The sequence below is a fragment of the Pseudomonas serbiensis genome (assembly GCF_030580745.1).
In the GTDB taxonomy this organism is placed as follows: Bacteria; Pseudomonadota; Gammaproteobacteria; order Pseudomonadales; family Pseudomonadaceae; genus Aquipseudomonas; species Aquipseudomonas serbiensis.
Genome location: NZ_JAUQOO010000020.1, coordinates 44,639 through 60,252, shown reverse-complemented (window position 1 = coordinate 60,252; position 15,614 = coordinate 44,639). Strand labels below are relative to the sequence as shown.

11 protein-coding genes and 1 tRNA gene are annotated in these 15,614 nt (G+C 51.0%); 5 read left to right on the top strand and 7 right to left on the bottom strand.

The window, feature by feature from the left end; all coding sequences use genetic code 11:
- Positions 1 to 377: 377 nt before the first annotated feature.
- The 3 genes from Q6A51_RS22110 to Q6A51_RS22100 all read left to right on the top strand — a co-directional run bounded on the left by Q6A51_RS22110 (position 378) and on the right by Q6A51_RS22100 (position 3,825).
- Positions 378 to 453, top strand: a tRNA-Thr gene (locus Q6A51_RS22110).
- 432 nt (positions 454 to 885) lie between these two features.
- Positions 886 to 1,146, top strand: coding sequence for a hypothetical protein (locus Q6A51_RS22105; RefSeq protein WP_304575740.1), 261 nt, complete (start codon positions 886 to 888; stop codon positions 1,144 to 1,146).
- 1,053 nt (positions 1,147 to 2,199) lie between these two features.
- Positions 2,200 to 3,825: a TIGR04141 family sporadically distributed protein gene (locus Q6A51_RS22100; protein ID WP_304575739.1), complete on the top strand. Its 1,626-nt coding sequence runs from the start codon at positions 2,200 to 2,202 to the stop codon at positions 3,823 to 3,825.
- Positions 3,826 to 4,012: 187 nt separating this feature from the next.
- Here Q6A51_RS22100 and Q6A51_RS22095 read toward each other — a convergent pair whose 3' ends face one another.
- The gene (locus Q6A51_RS22095; RefSeq protein ID WP_304575738.1) at positions 4,013 to 7,243 is read right to left on the bottom strand and encodes an RNA-directed DNA polymerase; all 3,231 of its coding nucleotides are present in this window, start codon (positions 7,241 to 7,243) and stop codon (positions 4,013 to 4,015) included.
- A 429-nt stretch (positions 7,244 to 7,672) separates the two neighbouring features.
- Here Q6A51_RS22095 and Q6A51_RS27600 point away from each other — a divergent pair, with 429 nt between their 5' ends.
- A complete protein-coding gene (locus Q6A51_RS27600; RefSeq protein WP_405046172.1) occupies positions 7,673 to 7,960 on the top strand; it encodes a DUF6124 family protein in 288 nt (95 codons plus the stop codon).
- Positions 7,961 to 8,074: 114 nt separating this feature from the next.
- Here the strand turns inward: Q6A51_RS27600 and Q6A51_RS22090 are convergent, their stop codons facing one another.
- From Q6A51_RS22090 to Q6A51_RS22080, 3 genes are all read right to left on the bottom strand, one after another.
- Positions 8,075 to 8,374, bottom strand: a complete 300-nt coding sequence (locus Q6A51_RS22090; RefSeq protein WP_304575737.1) for a hypothetical protein — start codon at positions 8,372 to 8,374, stop codon at positions 8,075 to 8,077.
- Between the two features lie 489 nt (positions 8,375 to 8,863).
- On the bottom strand, positions 8,864 to 9,604 hold the full coding sequence (locus Q6A51_RS22085) for a hypothetical protein (RefSeq protein WP_304575736.1): 741 nt from the start codon (positions 9,602 to 9,604) through the stop codon (positions 8,864 to 8,866).
- Positions 9,605 to 10,163: 559 nt separating this feature from the next.
- Positions 10,164 to 10,547, bottom strand: a complete 384-nt coding sequence (locus Q6A51_RS22080) for a hypothetical protein (RefSeq protein ID WP_304575735.1) — start codon at positions 10,545 to 10,547, stop codon at positions 10,164 to 10,166.
- 88 nt (positions 10,548 to 10,635) lie between these two features.
- Between Q6A51_RS22080 and Q6A51_RS22075 the strand changes: the two genes are divergently transcribed.
- A complete protein-coding gene (locus Q6A51_RS22075; RefSeq protein WP_201019004.1) occupies positions 10,636 to 12,264 on the top strand; it encodes a methyl-accepting chemotaxis protein in 1,629 nt (542 codons plus the stop codon).
- Positions 12,265 to 12,268: 4 nt separating this feature from the next.
- Here Q6A51_RS22075 and Q6A51_RS22070 read toward each other — a convergent pair whose 3' ends face one another.
- The 3 genes from Q6A51_RS22070 to Q6A51_RS22060 form a co-directional block, all read right to left on the bottom strand.
- Positions 12,269 to 13,228: a quinone oxidoreductase family protein gene (locus tag Q6A51_RS22070; RefSeq protein WP_304575734.1), complete on the bottom strand. Its 960-nt coding sequence runs from the start codon at positions 13,226 to 13,228 to the stop codon at positions 12,269 to 12,271.
- 121 nt (positions 13,229 to 13,349) lie between these two features.
- The gene (locus Q6A51_RS22065; protein ID WP_304575774.1) at positions 13,350 to 14,111 is read right to left on the bottom strand and encodes an AraC family transcriptional regulator; all 762 of its coding nucleotides are present in this window, start codon (positions 14,109 to 14,111) and stop codon (positions 13,350 to 13,352) included.
- A gap of 122 nt (positions 14,112 to 14,233) precedes the next feature.
- Positions 14,234 to 15,535, bottom strand: coding sequence for an OprD family porin (locus Q6A51_RS22060; RefSeq protein ID WP_304575733.1), 1,302 nt, complete (start codon positions 15,533 to 15,535; stop codon positions 14,234 to 14,236).
- Positions 15,536 to 15,614: the final 79 nt, after the last annotated feature.

Here is a 15,614-nt window from a genome sequence, read left to right as displayed (position 1 = left end):
GGCCGTTGAAACCAAGCTTATGCAAGCCCCGGCAGCCCCGCAAACGGTGGCAAATGGCCGATCTCTATCCCGAGAGGAATACCAGTCCGAATGGCCACTATTCCTCAAGTACCTGATTCAAAAGGCCTACTCAAAAAGTCCGAATACCACACAAGCATCAGCCTCCTGCCAAAGCCCCCAAGACAACGCCCACCCTCCTCACTTTCAACACCACCCTCCAGCCCCATCGCCCAGCAACCGGGGAAATTGCCTACGCACCGACCTCCAGCTATCCTGCATTCAGGCCATGAGCCACAAGGGCTTTCAGTTTTTTTCAACCGAATCAGACAGCTAGGCTTTACAAGCGCAACAGACTCTATATACTCGCAGCCCATTACGCCGGTATAGCTCAGTTGGTAGAGCAACTGACTTGTAATCAGTAGGTCCCGGGTTCGACTCCTGGTGCCGGCACCATACGAAGTACCAAGAAAGGCTCACCGAAAGGTGGGCCTTTCTTGTTTGTGGCGCAGTTTGTGGGAGGGAGCTTGCTCGCGACGGGGCCAGTGAAACTCTCGACCCCATTAGCCCAGACTTCCACCAGCTGTAGGACTCTTCTGAACTTCGAGGATACCCGCAGCAACCGCTTGTAGATGCCCGACGCCGCGACTACCTTCCTGCCTGTCGCGAAACCAGCGACCGGGTTTAGTCGCCCGAACATCGTCAAGCCAGAATGCGCCCTATCCCGCGCCCGCGTCCTTGAGACCGGCGTGATGTTTTATGGTGGCTATGCACGGGGCACCTTCGGGTGCGCCGGGTGCTTGACGTCCCGGTCGACTAACCCGCGCATAGCCGCCACCTTTCGTTTAGTCGCGAAACGTGATGGCTCAACCACGTCAAGGAGTCACCATGATCAGCACTACGCCACACCCACCTCACGACATCAGCGTCGGCCTGTTCAACGTAAAGCCAGGCATCAAGATTGAAGATGCTCTGGGGCTTGCCTCTGAATATCTACTTTGCGCAGGGGCAACCGCTTACGAGACTGTGGATAACAGCACAAAGGAGTTTCGGCCATTGGCCCAGGCAGTGGTGCATCAGATAGAGGCAGCGCGGGCATTGGTTCAGGCGGCGGTGGCGGAGTTGGAAGGTAGGAAGAAGGCGGTATGAAAGTCTGTATGAGTTCGTGCCCTGTGATGGATGCCTACTTTTAACAGGGTCTTCCCTTCCTAGGTGCCCTGAGGCACCTATCAGCTTGGCCATTTCTTGCGCCAACCTTCGCCCGTCTCTTTCTTCAGAAAAAAGACGGGCGCTCCTACTGCTGCAGCCCAACTCGTATGAGGCTTTGCGGCATTCCCCCTCGTAACAATCGGCGTGACAAACACCGATGTCACCAACAACAGCGATGCAGATGATGGTGCCTCAGACCAGGGAATGGACTGCATCTGACTGACAGTCAGGCACGCCCCGGTCATCGAAGTGCTGCTTGCACATGGCTCAGGATCTTCAGGCGCTGGTCTCGTCAGCCAGTGCTGCCTCTACCCGCCCACTTCTTCGGAAGTGTTCAGGAGGCAAGATCATGGGATGCCCAAGCTCCCGGTCGTAAGGAGGCGCAAGTCCCGCGTTAGTGGACACCCCTCACAGGTCGCAGGGGCCTTGATCCCTGATAACACTCAACATTCTTGGCGGGATGACGTGGGGACTACTCTAGATCTAGCTGCTAAAGGCTATTTCTAATAGCGTTGATTGAACATCACGGTGAATTTGTGACGGGCAGTTGTGCCGTCCCGAAAACACTGCCCCCGTACTGTTAATTTTCGTAATCGATTCAGTCGGACCCACTGCAGGCTGGAAAATGGATATCAGGCTCGGCCAAGCTGGCCGGCCAGTGGTCAACCCTGGTCTTGATACAAAGGCACGCCAACCCACCATAGAAATCCTTATATTTAAATTAGTTAATTAAATTATTGACTTTTTAGATAACACTCGACACCTTGAGTGCAAGAAAACTACTTTCATCCACAACCTCAAAAAAACAGCACGCGAAGACACCGCCATAGTTTTTAAGTCGACAGGCCGAGTTACCAATTAGTCATTACCGTCACAGGCTACCGCTACCATTGGCCTGTGTGCCGACTAAACAGGGGTTGTCAAAGCTAGCAGATTCAAGCAATATCAACGAATAAAGGCTAATACCACTACGCTAAGTTCAGGGAAGACGCGATGCCAGGGAAAAAATATCGCCATCTGAATATTTTCTTGAAAAAACCCGAAGTCACCTACAATGGCTTTGCTGATCTTCTCGCTGCAGACAAAGATGTAGTGGGATATGAGACCGCCTCAAACCTTGATCTTAATGGCGTGTTATACGTAAAGCGTGCAACTGAAAAAAAGCCAAATTGGTCAGACATAGCTGACGAAATTGCTGGACAAACCGTTGCGGATATCGGCAACAAATCCAGTTCCGCGGTTCTATTCATAAGGGTTGATAATGATGTATTTGCAATAGCCTTCGGTTATGGCAGGCACTTAATAGATCTATCATTTTTTGTCCAAGATTTTGGGCTTAAAACAGCATTAAATACTCTTGATCATGAAAACCTTCGAAGTGTTGACATACATACCCTTGACGATCAGCCTGTGCAGAAAAGGTCACAAGCCACGCGAGACTCTGAAATAAGTGTTTTTGGCATCGATATTTCTAAAGACATTTTGCGAGCGGTCACAGGCACTCCAAAAACTGGCGTCGAATTTAAGAATATATCGGGTGGTGACGCTATGTTTTCTTTCGGAATAGAAATGGAGATAGGCGATCTAACCGATATAGCCAGGAAGCTGAAATCTCAATATCAAAAAAATGACTACAAAGCTAACTTTCTATGGGTTGATAACGTCAGAAAAGTCAAGGAAAAGTCTCAAATAGATCATTTTGATGCTATTCTATTGGCAGCCATTAAAGCTCGCGACTCAAATTTAGTTTTAACTTTGCCTGAAATTGAAAAGTGGGATTCAATCGCGGGATTCAGCTTTACACGCACAAAATCAAATCAAACGCCCACAATTTCCACCGACCTATACTTGGCTAATATCGACGCCTCTAAGGTCTCTATCGAATCAATTAAACGGGACCAGCTACATGTTTTTGACATACACGACAATGAGTTTAGCCACTCGATTTACAAATGCATATACTACGAAGTCTCTGAAGCAAACAAAACCACAATAATTTTTGGTGGCACGTGGTATGAAATTGACAACTCGTTCATGGGAAGAACGAATGCAAGCTTGACGCAGATCGCCGTTTCACCTCTTCGATTCCCGCAAATTCACACATGGGAAGAAAGCAATAAATCCAAAATCGAAGCAGAGGGCGACTATAACATCAGAGCGGCTCAAGCGCATAGCTATTACTTACTAGATAAAAGACTTATTAAAAGTAACAAATCAACAAGCTCCGTTGAGCTATGCGACCTGCTCACATCAGCAAAACAGTTTATCCATGTAAAGCATCGAAAAGGTGGTTCAGCCGGATTGAGTCATCTTTTTGCTCAAGGCAGTGTCGCTGCAGAAATATTGCTCGGAGACCGTGACTTTAGAAAATCAGCCAGAAAAGTTCTTGGCACGTTCGGTAATGCCGCTCGAGACCTCGTACCAATTGATAATTTTAAGAGTTCGGATTACGAGGTAGTATTTTTAATACTTGGAGATGAGCCAACCACGGTAAAAGATAACTTACCTTTTTTTAGCAAGGTAAATTTAGTGCGCGCCTACGACAATCTTTCCCAGCGTGGTTATACTGTGTCCATTTCAGCCGCATCAAAAATAGAAAGACCTCAGGCCAACCCATGATTTATAAGTAGAGCCTTACACCTCATCAAGCCAGCGTGGCTGCCCGGGTAAACACTATAAACGGTTGCTTGCCTATGAGGGCTACGACGCTGATGATGAGGCGTGATAAGGGGCTGCAAATAAATCGCAAGCAGGCAGGCCAGCAACCATACTGATAAGAGCAATTGATACTGGCGCCCCTACACTATTACTTTGGAGGAAGTCTCCTTCGGCGATGGCTCAGCTTGAAGCCCTCAGGTAGTGGCTTGAATAAATCATCGCTCTGAGGCCATCTTTTTGCCCGGCTTTGGAACGCTCGAAGCGCGTCTATATCCAAAGTTGCCGCAATGATAAAATCATTATCGCCACCACGTACGCGAGCCAACTCTCGCATATGGGGCTCTTTAGAAGGCGCCCTCACGCGACTATCTCCATACTTCCTGTTGTTAGCCAAAATAGTATATGCATGGACATCTAGAGCAGCCGACTCTATAAGTGCCGAAAAAGTCTCAAGATCCTTATTCCAGCTCAACACCATAAGAGCATCAACCTTGCCTTGAAAGTCTACTCTCGCCTTACTATTTTGCAATTCCGAACAAACCATAACCCCAAAACAAGCGCCATTATGAATATAAACTGGCTTGCTCGAAATTTTTTTCAGTTTTCCGTAAGCCCAGTACTTACCATAAATTGCAGTAAGCTGCTGATCCTCACCTACGGCAGGTTGAAGCTTAGGCTGCCTAATTATAACGGAGGCAGGGAAGCCAAGGCGATTGTCAGCTAGGACAAGATATGCCTCACTAATCACTTTGTTCTTTGGATAATGCCGATACTCAGTACCAGCTACCAAACTAATTCCTACAGCGCTAAGTCTCCCTGCTATACTATCAACCCACCTCAACGGTACAGAAAGTTCTGGAAAAAGCACGTAGTCTGGCTTTGGGCTAAGCTGAATAGCTTGATTAACAAGTTCGGCAATTCTACTGTATCTTTCCAACGAGAGATTTGGCTTATCACAAGCCGTAGCTGCCCAGGAACTATCATCTGTTTTAATATTAGTTAAAGCCACTACAACTTTTGACTTTCGCTTAGTCCCTATATGCAAATAATTTCCTGTATCTGCTGCTTCGCTCTTCCCCTCCTGCTCTAACGCTAGCAATGTAGGCTGTATCCAAACTCCTCTTAGAGCCTGCACGTATTTCGCCCAAATAGCCGCCGGACTTTCTGTGAATACCTCACGACTATTCCCCGGGAGCCCTACACATTCAGGGGCAAGTTCTGCAATCTCAGCTGGCGTAAGTGGCCTTGTTGGAAATAGATAAGGCATTAAGCTCTCTTGTTTGCGTGCCGCCGCCGTTACCTTGTGGAGCCGAGATCGTCTGGTTGACTTCAAAAACAGCTTCAAAGCATCAACATCAATTAGTTCAGAACTTGCCAGTAAGCTAGAAATGAATTTTTCATCATTTCCTGAATTTTCAACAACTAAATCTTGGACTGACCGAATATTTAGAATACGCTTATAAGGCTCTTTAGCGAGATCAGCCATAGCAATTAGAGGTGCCTTCTTATAAAAATCTTCTGAACCTATTCGGAAATCCAATATATCTCCGAAATCAGTCAACGCCTCAATAATCACTTGTAAAAACAATTCAGCTAAACGTGCCTCCTTCTTTGGACGATTTTGATTTAGCAGCTTCTTGGGATCATAGTAACGCGCAGCCGCGTCGACAAACATCCAAGCGAGCGTTCCTTTTACATAACGCCAAAGCTCATTACCTGCTTTTGCTTCAGTGCCATTTAAACCAATTAACTTACCCGGCTTAACATGTGCCGCCAACTGGTCAATCGCGGAAAATGCGCGTACTACAATCTGCTCTGCGTGCTCCCACTCATTCAAACTAATTGCAAAACCAAGGAGCCTAGGCAAGTAGACAAAGTGAGCAAAAATATTCTCAGGCCGTACAATATGGTTGTGTGCGAACTGATAAAATTCCTCACGCTGTTTCACCCACTCATTTGGAGGTAAATCTCTCGCCAGCGTCTCTACATGGCGCAATTGCAAAGACCAGCTCAGCCTCCGAATTGTCAACCCATCTGCTCTTCGTAGAGTGTCTGCCTGATCACCTACACTCCCTGCTGCTGAAAGCACTCGAGCTGCTGTAGAATCCTCTAGCTGATCTGGAGAAGGCATCAAGCGATGCTCGCTAGACAGCTCGTAAATCTCTTTCTCAATGCTATCTAGCAAATCAAGGCCAGCTCGACCATGCAGGACAAATAGCTTCTGTTTCTCTGCCTGCAGCTTGATCTTAGTTTTCTTTTGCAACTCCTCCCCTTGCTGAATTTCCCACAATTTTTCGTCTTTATTTCGTTGCCTTCCCTCGTCGTCCGATTCTTGAAAAATGCAATCCTCACCTAATCGGCTCTGCAAAAAGAACATGAACTCTTTAGCACTGGTAATATTCCCTGTATCATGCAGCACGATAAACATATCATCTACATACCTACCATAATGGATAGGAGCAATTTCTTCTCTTATCAATCTATCCCAGTGGCTCAACAATACATTAGATATTATTCGAGTTGCCGTCAAACCAATCACCAGTCCACCAGGGATCTCAACAGCTTCTTTAACCAATTTTTCGCTAAAATCCTGCGCCCCCTTTGACCAGTTCGACAGAAACTGCGCCAACACCTTGGTAAACTGTTGTTCATCCCTTGAAAGTTCGATCCCTAATTTTTTCTGTAGCTCCGGAGCAGCAATTGCAAGTGGATCTACAAAATGATAGTAACTTTTCAGGTCTAAGGACACAGCAATCACATCTCGATCTTTCTCAAGCTCGTATCGAATTGCTCTCAAGCCATCATTACGCCATTTTTGGTAAGGTTGGAAGTATGGAGTAAATGAACCAACTGCTCGCACATGAAATGGTTTATGGGAATTTTTATCTAAACTTTCGTCATCCCTAACGCGCTTCAGGCGGGCCCCATAGCAATCTTGACCTAGACAAGCATCAAACTTGTGGCCCACCATGTTTATCCAAAGTGCAGAAACCACATGCGCATCTACCGGAAAATCGCCAACGATCCGAAACTCCGGAACGACATCACTATTGCTTTTTATATGTTCAAATGCTCTCACTGGGCAAGAAAAATGAATATGCCCCTTAGACCCATTTCGCTTAGGATCAATGCTAAGTTTTTTGGGGAGAATTCGATATTCACCTAGCATTCTATCGTCATCAAAAAAGCCAGACTTTGAGATCAATCTTTCCAACAATAAATTTAGATTACCAAGTAAGTCTTGCTCATACTCTGCAAATTTAATGGCAGCCGGAAATGTATTCTCAAAAAAACAGTCAGCCTTTGCTTTTCTATAAGCAACTAGTAAATCTTCAATCGTTATCTTGCCCCAACCTTTAAAAACCGCTGCATACCCCATACGTTCTTCCTTGCAACAAGACTACTGTGATAGCTGTGAGTTTAATGCAGAGCATCCTCTCTAAACAAGCTCACAAGCTATCGCCTAATAAATCCCAAAATTAATAAGTAAAAAATCAGCAGCCATTCAGAGATGGTCAACTTATTTCGGCAATTCCGCATGGACAGTTGAAGCTGAGCCGCAGCAGCTAATAAATCTCACCCCCCCAACGCAGGCGAGACCTGACCCCTTCGCGAGATTACTGATCGTAAGGGTATTTTTAGCGATAGATTTTTGAGTAGAACCTAATAGTATTCATAAAAATCAATCACTTGCATCATGTTTCGATTCCTGGTGCCGCAATACGCAATTCCCCAAAAAAACTTGCAGAAAGGAAGGCCTTTCTCACTCTCGGTAGCTTTTCACTGATATTCCAACACCCAGGCTGTAATCTCCTCTGAACTTCAACCCTCCAACCTCTCTGCTACCTTCCGATCAACGACCCGCGATTTCAATATCGGCCTTTTCAATGTAAAGCCCGGTATCAAAATCGAGGATGCTTTAGTGCTCGCTTCCGAATATCTGCTATGCGCAGCGGCGACTGCTTATGAGACGGTGGATAACAGTACAAAGGAATTCCGGCCCTTGGCGCAGGCGGTAGTGCATCAGATAGAGGCAGCGCGGGCGCTGGTTGAAGCTTCGGTGGCGGGCTTGGAGTGTAAGCAGGGCAATCAGTAAACCCTGAGCTGTCTGCACCTGTCTTTCACGCTGAGAAGACAGGTGCTTTTGTGAGCATTGCCCAGCTATCGCATAGCTCCATACGAAGTGCCAAGTCGCATCACAGCCTTTACCTCATAACCTCAGCTCTTCACCTGAGTCATTCGCAGCCAGCCATGTCGTGGAAATTCCAATGGCACGGGGCGACGACAAACTGAGTCTCTGAAAAGCCAGGGTATAGAGCGCTATACCGTCGGTAATCAACCGATGAGCCAATCGTTCCTGCTCCTGATCACGAAAGGCCACACATCGGGCACCGTCCAGACAGAGCCGGGCGGCAACACGAAAATGGGCCGCAGCTTCATCAGGCTTGAGAGACGCCAATCTGATCAGGTCGTAAGGTGGAAGGCGGGACAGTAGTGAGCGATCAATCATGAAGGGAACCTCCGTGATCGAAGTGCAATAAGGTCTGACGTAGCGGGCGGTGCCCGTGCGTAAAAGGGGGGTAAGCCAGCATCCTTGGTTCCTCAGACGGATTAAGGAACTGCCATCCACCGTTGCGACACGGAAAAAGGGTGGCAGACCGTACGAGGGTCGCAAACCGGTGTCTGAGGAAACCGGCCAGACCGAAGCCTGCCCCGCACGGTCCGCCATAGAAATACGCTAGCTGGACACTAGAAGCGCCAGCTAGAGAGCTATGGCACGAAACCGCGCCTCAGAAACACATCAGGTTGCGACACCCGACCACAGGATTGACTGTGGCGAGACTAGGCTAGCGGCAGGCTTGCAAATCTAATAGTCGGACCACGCCCACGCAATCAACGTATGTGTCTTGTTGTTTCGTAGGCTTTTTCTGGCAGTGCTTTCTAACCAATACCTGCCAGCCCAGACACAATTGACAGCAGAGGATGTCAGCCCAACCAATCAGGAAACAACAACCCTCTCAACCTTGGCCTCATCAATTGCATCAACCGCAGCAGCACTCGTAACCGCCGACTTCCGTTTCCGTGCATCGCGAAGCTGCATCCAGAGCAGGCTTGCGGCGAGGAAGGCGGCAACGGTGAGGGTCAGCCACAACACGATCAGCAGGTTGAAGGAAACGCCGTTGTTCAGTTCGCGGAAGATGCCGAGTGCAAATGCGGTGTACCAGGAGATCGCGGACAGAGCGCCTGAAACCAGGAATATGGCGATACGGCTACGCGAAACGCCATCCAGGATCGGTCGGCTCATGTCGCGCAACACGACGGGCAATACGAATACATGGATAAGCATGCCATTGAGTGTCAGGGCCGAGACGATGCATATCTTTGCCCAGAGTTTGGGGTTGCCGAGCTTTTCCGGGGATTCAAGGCTGTAGAGGGCGAGAAACCCCAGGCCGGAAAGCCAAAGAAGGCCAAGGCCTATGGCGACCACGGTACTGATGAAGGTGAAAGTGCTCTTGATTTCAGCCGGCAAACTGCCCTTGCGCATCCAGCGAAGGATCCAGTAATCCAGCATGGTCGCGCCGCCCAGGCCGAAGCACAGGCCGAGAAGATGAAGGCCCACCAGAACCGTCAGTACGCGCACGTGCGGGAGCGGGTCCGGTAAGTCGATCCGCAGTTCACGTGTGTCTGCCAGAGCGGGCTCAGAGACAATTATTGCCAATGCGGCAGCCATTAAAGGCATGACTAAATCAAGCGGGCGAGCAGTTCGTTTATGCATTGTCATTACCCCGGCCAAGCAGACCTTATCCGTAAGAAAACCAAATCCTTGCCGAAGAATAATGAATAGCAGCTAAAAGAATAATTAAAATTCTATATTGTTGAGTTTGAAAAATATTACTTGATTTTTATTGCCGACAAATGAGTAATTGGAAGTTTTTTATTTTTCTTCACAAACTATCGATACCGAAATATTTTCTTACAAATCCTGTATCAATCTTTAGCTTTTTACCCATACTTACTCTGACGTAAGTACTTTAAATCTTCTGAAAACAAATTAACAGTTTCATTTTTCAAATGTTCTGAATTTCCGATTGGGCATGGCCACCCTGCTTGCTTGCTGGCGACGCAGGCGGGCATGGGTGCGGCCATCCCATAAATGACTGTGTGCAGAGGAAACCTTTGCGCCGGGAGCGGCATATGACCGCATTCATATAAATCCGTTCGCGGCTACCGCATGTGTAAAGATTCTTATCACTTACATCAATTATGAAGGCTTTTATAACGATTGTTATCTAGCCTCTTCAAACCTCTGCCAGATCAAGCAGCACCCGAGAGAATCGGGTCGGGCAAGTCGAAGAAACGACAGCCTGAAGTTTCAATTGATTCACAAGGCACGCTACGAGTGATGCAAAACTTCCAGCAAACCGGCGAAAAGCGGAATAACTGGCGTTTAATGATGTGAATAATGAATTAACAGACACTTGGGAGTCAGCCATTCGCGTCCTCCCGGATGCGTATCCCAGTGCTGCTGAAGATCCGTCGCAATGCCAAATGGGTGCTGGAAACCCCACCTCTTCACATGCCTGACAGATCAATACGCTGCCGCGCCCGAGCTTTGCCATGTAGCCGAGCAGGTAGAGGGCGTGGGCAAAAACCGTATCCAAACCATGATCACTGATACCCATTCAGTATCACCGAAATATTAAGAAACATTCCCTGCGACCGATATAGCGTTATTACTCCAATCGTCTTGGCTCTCACGAGAATACAAAAATGTCGTTACGGAACCTGGGTATCGCATCAAGGGCCACTCTGGGGTTTGCGCTGATCGCTCTGATCGTGGTGCTGCTCGGGCTGTTGAGCTTGCAGAAATTGCAGTCGTTGAATAAATCGAGCAGTGATATCGGCAAGATCTGGTTAACCAGTACACGCTTGCTCGGCGAGATGGCTGACACCACGACTCGCTTTCGTACCATGTCATATTTCATCCTGGTCAATCGCTCCAAGGCTGATGTCGACAAGGCCGAGGCTCGGCTCAATACGCTGACGCAAAAGGCCAATCAGATCGCAGAAAGCTACACATCATTGATCAGTTCCCCGGAAGAAGCTGAGACGTTCAAGCAGTTCAAGGGTGCCTTGCAAAGTTATCTGCAAGCGCAAGACCGCCTGCGCAAGATTTCGTTGGCGGGTGAAACCGATCAGATCAATGGCTTGATTGTCGGCGATCTGAAGGTCTACTCGGACCAGATGGCACCGCTCCTCGAAAAACTGATTGCCTTGAATACCGCCGGCGCCAACGCGGCCGTGGAAGATGCCAGTAATCAGTACCAGAATTCTCGCTTCATCATTGCCGGGGTGATTATCGCAGCAGCCTTGCTGACGGCTCTGCTGGCGGTGCTGCTGACTCGCAGTATCGTGCGTCCGCTCAAGGATGCAGTCCAGGTGGCGGAAGATGTGGCTGCGGGTGACCTGAGCAAAGACGTTGTAGTGCAAGGCAACGACGAGATCTCGCGCTTGCAGCAGGCCTTGAGCGGGATGCAGCTCAATCTGCGCAAGACCATCCAGCAGATTTCCGGGTCTGCCACACAACTGGCGTCTGCGGCAGAGGAGCTGGATGCCGTGACCAATGAGAGCAGCCGCGGGCTTCAGCAGCAGAATAACGAGATCGAGCAGGCAGCCACCGCGGTCAATGAAATGACGGCGGCAGTTGAGGAAGTGGCGCGTAATGCGGTGTCGACCTCCGAGGCTTCGCGGCTTTCCAGTCATTCGGCGCTGGAAGGACGTAACCGGGTCAGTGAAACCCTGTCATCCATTCAACAAATGACGCGGGATGTGGCGGTGACGTCCGATCAGGTCCGCTCGCTGGCTCAGCAATCCCAAGCGATTGGCAAAGTGCTGGATGTGATTCAGGCCATTGCGCAGCAAACCAACCTGCTGGCTCTGAACGCGGCCATCGAGGCTGCGCGTGCCGGTGAGGCAGGCCGTGGGTTTGCGGTAGTTGCCGATGAGGTTCGAGCACTGGCGCATCGTACCCAGACATCGGCTCAGGAAATCGAAGTCATGGTGGGCGGCATCCAGAACGATACCGAACAGGCTGTGATATCGATGCAGAACAGCAGTTCCAAGGCCGAAGCGACTCTGGATGTCGCCCAAAGCGCGGGGCAGGCGCTGGAAGAAATCACCAAGGCCATCAATGAAATCTCCGAACGCAACCTGGTCATTGCCAGCGCCGCCGAGGAGCAGGCACAAGTGGCGCGTGAGGTTGATCGCAACCTGGTGAACATTCGCGACCTCTCGTTGCAGAGCACGACCGGTGCAGATCAAACCACCACTGCCAGCCATGAGCTGTCACGCCTGGCAGTGGATCTGAACAAGATGGTGACCCGCTTCAAGGTTTCATGAAGCGTCAGGGGATGAGGATGACCTTCTCTCCCCTGCCCTCGTTCACTTCGGCATAACGCGCCAGCCCTTCGCTCAAGGGCGACTCAAGCAACCCGCTCGGCAGTTCCAGCAACCCTTGATCGAAGAACTGCCCGAACTGGTTGAGCATCCCGGCACAGGCCTGGCAGTCGTAGAGCAGCGAGTTGATGCCGACCACTGAACCGCCCTTGCGATACAGCGCCAGGGCTGGCAGTTGCACATGCCCGTCGACAGGCGCGGCGATGATTGCGATGCGGCCGAAGGTGGCCAGCGCCGGTACGGCAGCGGGCAACCAGAAGCCGGTGGTGTCGAAGATCACGTCTGCGCCACCCTTGAAGGTTTCGTTGACCCGGCTGGCCAGGCCTTGCGGCGTGTCGAGCAGAATCCCGTCGAAACCTGCGGCTTGCAGGTTTTCCAGATGCTCGGGACGACGCACCGCACCCAGCACCTGAGCGCCAAGTATCTTGCCCAGTGCCATGGCCGCGCTGCCGACCGCGCCGTTCGCTCCAATCACCAGCAAACGGGTATCGCGCGCCACAAGGCTGCGTTGCAGTGCGTCCCATGCGGTGGTGTAAGGCACGCCGAGGCTGGCGGCCTGAACAAAGCTCAGGGCCTTGGGTTTCAAGGCAACGCCTTGGACGGGCAAGGCCAGAAACTCGGCGTGGGAGCCATCCCGAAAAAATCCCGGTTCCTTGCCGGTTCCCCAGACTTCCTGGCCCAGCAGCGCTTGAGGGCCTTCGATAACCACTCCGGCGAAGTCGCGTCCCGGGATACGTGGCAGTGTGGTGTAGGGGAAACGTCCCAGTACGTTCTTCACATCGCTGGGGTTCAGGCCTGCGGCTTTCACCTGGATCAGGACTTCGCCTTCACCGGCTACGGGCTTGGGCAGTTCGACGAACTCCAGGGCCGCGAGGTCGCCGGTTCGGGAAAATTGCAGGGCTTTCATGGGTGTCTCCGCTCAAACGTATGGAATGCGCAGAGTGTAGGGAAAGGTTGAGGGGGCTATCGGCCAAGGGCTTCTGGCTATCGGTCAGGTAGACATATTCATGTCTTTCATAGAATCGCGCTTACAGATAGCGCGAAGGTGCCATGCCCAGCTCGCGACGGAACATGTCGCTGAAGCTGCTGGGTGTATAGCCCAGTGACCGGGCGATACGGCTGACCGGTACACCCTGAATGATTTCCGCCACGGAGGTCGCCAGTTGCACTTGTCTGCGCCATTCAGCGAAGCCCATGCCCAGCACGCCTTGAAACAGACGGGCCAGAGTCCGGACGCTGGCACCAGCGTTTGCAGCGTGTTGCTCGAACGGGATATCCAGCGATGGTTCGCTCATGACTGCCTGGCAGATATTCATAAGACGCCGGTCGGAGCCGTCGGGCATCGGGACTTTCAATAGTGATCGCTTGGCTCGCTTGAGTTCCAGCAAGGCCAGATTGACGAGCGCATCGTAGTAGTGCGGCTCACGATCACGATCCAGTGCGACGAGACTGAGGATAAGCTCACGCAACAAACCTCCTGCCTCGAATACCTGAACCGTACTGTCCAGTGTCCGGGCCAGGACCGGTTGCAGGTAGAGGGTGCGCATTTCCAGTTCGGACACCACGCGGATGCCATGCTCGACACCCGGCGGTAACCACACAGCCCGCTGTGGCGGTACGACCAGCGCTTCCAGCGGTGTCTCGACCCACATCACCCCGGACATCGCATACAGCACCTGACCCCATACATGTTGATGCGGCTCGGTGTAATGCCCACGTGGATAGGTGCGCGCCAGAGGTTGCACGGGAATGTCGGTATCGGTGAGGTCGGGAGGTACGGCGAGGGCCATGGGCTTGACCGGCTGGTGCGGGAATCTGTGAATGGTAGCCGACAACATTGATCGGCCCCCATAAAAAATGCCCCGATCCAGAGACCGGGGCATTTTCAAACAGCGGTTACACAATCACGTCATTAGAAAACGTTGATTGGGTAGTCGACGAAGATACGAACTTCGTTACCTTCGCTGTTGTAGTTTTGAGCATCAGCGGAAACACGCAGGATCGAGCTACGCAGGCGAACGGACAAGTCCTTGGCCGGGCCGCCTTGTACAACGTAGGTCAGCTGGTTGAAGAACTCACGCTCTGTACCATTGCCGCTACCAACGGTGCCGTCGTCGATGTTGTCACCGCGAACATAGGCAGTCTTGTAGCTCAGGCCTGGAGTGATCAGGCTGGACAGGTCGACGCCGTAGGCAACTTGCCACGAACGCTCGTCCTTGCCGTTGAAGTCAGACCAGTAGGAGTTGGCCAGGTAGATGGTGTTGCCGCCATCACCGAAACCACCGGCATTTTTATAGCCGCCGTAGTTGTAGGCAGTCTCGCCGCTGCTGCGTTGGTGAGCCAGGGTGAAGGAGTGAATACCCACTGCCCAGGTCGCCGCCAGGCTCCAGATCTTGTTGTCACGTGCGCCAGCGGCTGCAGCAGCCGAGTAGTCCTTGTCCAGCTTGGTCTTGTAGCCGTTGAAGTCCAGAGTCAGAGACTGGTCTTGTGGCAGAGCGAAGACGTAGTTCAGGTTCAGGTACTGCTTCTTGAAGACATCTTCGTTGTCGGAAGCATAAGCCGCAGCGCTGAACGCGTCAGTGAACTTGTAGCTACCACCGAACACGTTGATGCTCTTCAAGCCACCGCTGTCACGACCTTCAGCACTCTTGCGAGCTTCCTGAGTGAAACGGCCAGCAACGACTTCCAGACCCTCGATCTCTTTGGAAGTGATCATGGTGCCGGTGTAACTTTCTGGTAACAGGCGCGAGTTATCGTAGCTCAGCACTGGCAGCTGAGGCATTTGATCGCCGTACTTGAGCACAGTGTTGGAAACGCGGAATTTTACCGCTGCGCCAGCACGAGCCAGGTCATTGGCCGCTGAACCATTGCTGCCATCTGCGTCAGGACTACCTTGCTTGAAGAAGTCGATACCGCCAGCACCGCTGCGACCTTTACCGCCATCCAGACGGATGCCGTACAGGCCGAATGCATCAACGCCCACACCCACTGTGCCCTGGGTGAAGCCGGACGTGAAGTTACCGATGAACGCCTGGCCCCATTCAGCCTTGTCGTCATCACCATTCTTGTAATCGCGGTTGATGTAAGCGTTGCGCAGATTCACGGTCAAGTGGCTGTCTTCGACGAAGCCCTTGGATTCTGCTTGCCCCTGCGCCATTGCCTGGCTGGCGCTGATAATGCCCAGAGCGAGCAAACCGATACGTTTATTAAACATCTTATTTTCCTTCATTACGGATTTACACGCGCCGTGGCGGCTTCCCTAAGGTTGACCGTGGACTCTAACTTTGGGCAAA

Excerpts from the sequence above, each read along its gene's own strand:
- Q6A51_RS22095 (WP_304575738.1), bottom strand. The coding sequence starts at position 7,243 with ATGGGGTATGCAGCGGTTTTTAAAGGTTGGGGCAAGATAACGATTGAA.
- Q6A51_RS22080 (WP_304575735.1), bottom strand. The coding sequence starts at position 10,547 with ATGGGTATCAGTGATCATGGTTTGGATACGGTTTTTGCCCACGCCCTC.
- Q6A51_RS22060 (WP_304575733.1), bottom strand. The coding sequence starts at position 15,535 with ATGTTTAATAAACGTATCGGTTTGCTCGCTCTGGGCATTATCAGCGCC.
- Q6A51_RS22100 (WP_304575739.1), top strand. The coding sequence starts at position 2,200 with ATGCCAGGGAAAAAATATCGCCATCTGAATATTTTCTTGAAAAAACCC.
- Q6A51_RS22065 (WP_304575774.1), bottom strand. The coding sequence starts at position 14,111 with ATGGCCCTCGCCGTACCTCCCGACCTCACCGATACCGACATTCCCGTG.
- Q6A51_RS22075 (WP_201019004.1), top strand. The coding sequence starts at position 10,636 with ATGTCGTTACGGAACCTGGGTATCGCATCAAGGGCCACTCTGGGGTTT.
- Q6A51_RS22105 (WP_304575740.1), top strand. The coding sequence starts at position 886 with ATGATCAGCACTACGCCACACCCACCTCACGACATCAGCGTCGGCCTG.
- Q6A51_RS22085 (WP_304575736.1), bottom strand. The coding sequence starts at position 9,604 with ATGCCTTTAATGGCTGCCGCATTGGCAATAATTGTCTCTGAGCCCGCT.
- Q6A51_RS22090 (WP_304575737.1), bottom strand. The coding sequence starts at position 8,374 with ATGATTGATCGCTCACTACTGTCCCGCCTTCCACCTTACGACCTGATC.
- Q6A51_RS22070 (WP_304575734.1), bottom strand. The coding sequence starts at position 13,228 with ATGAAAGCCCTGCAATTTTCCCGAACCGGCGACCTCGCGGCCCTGGAG.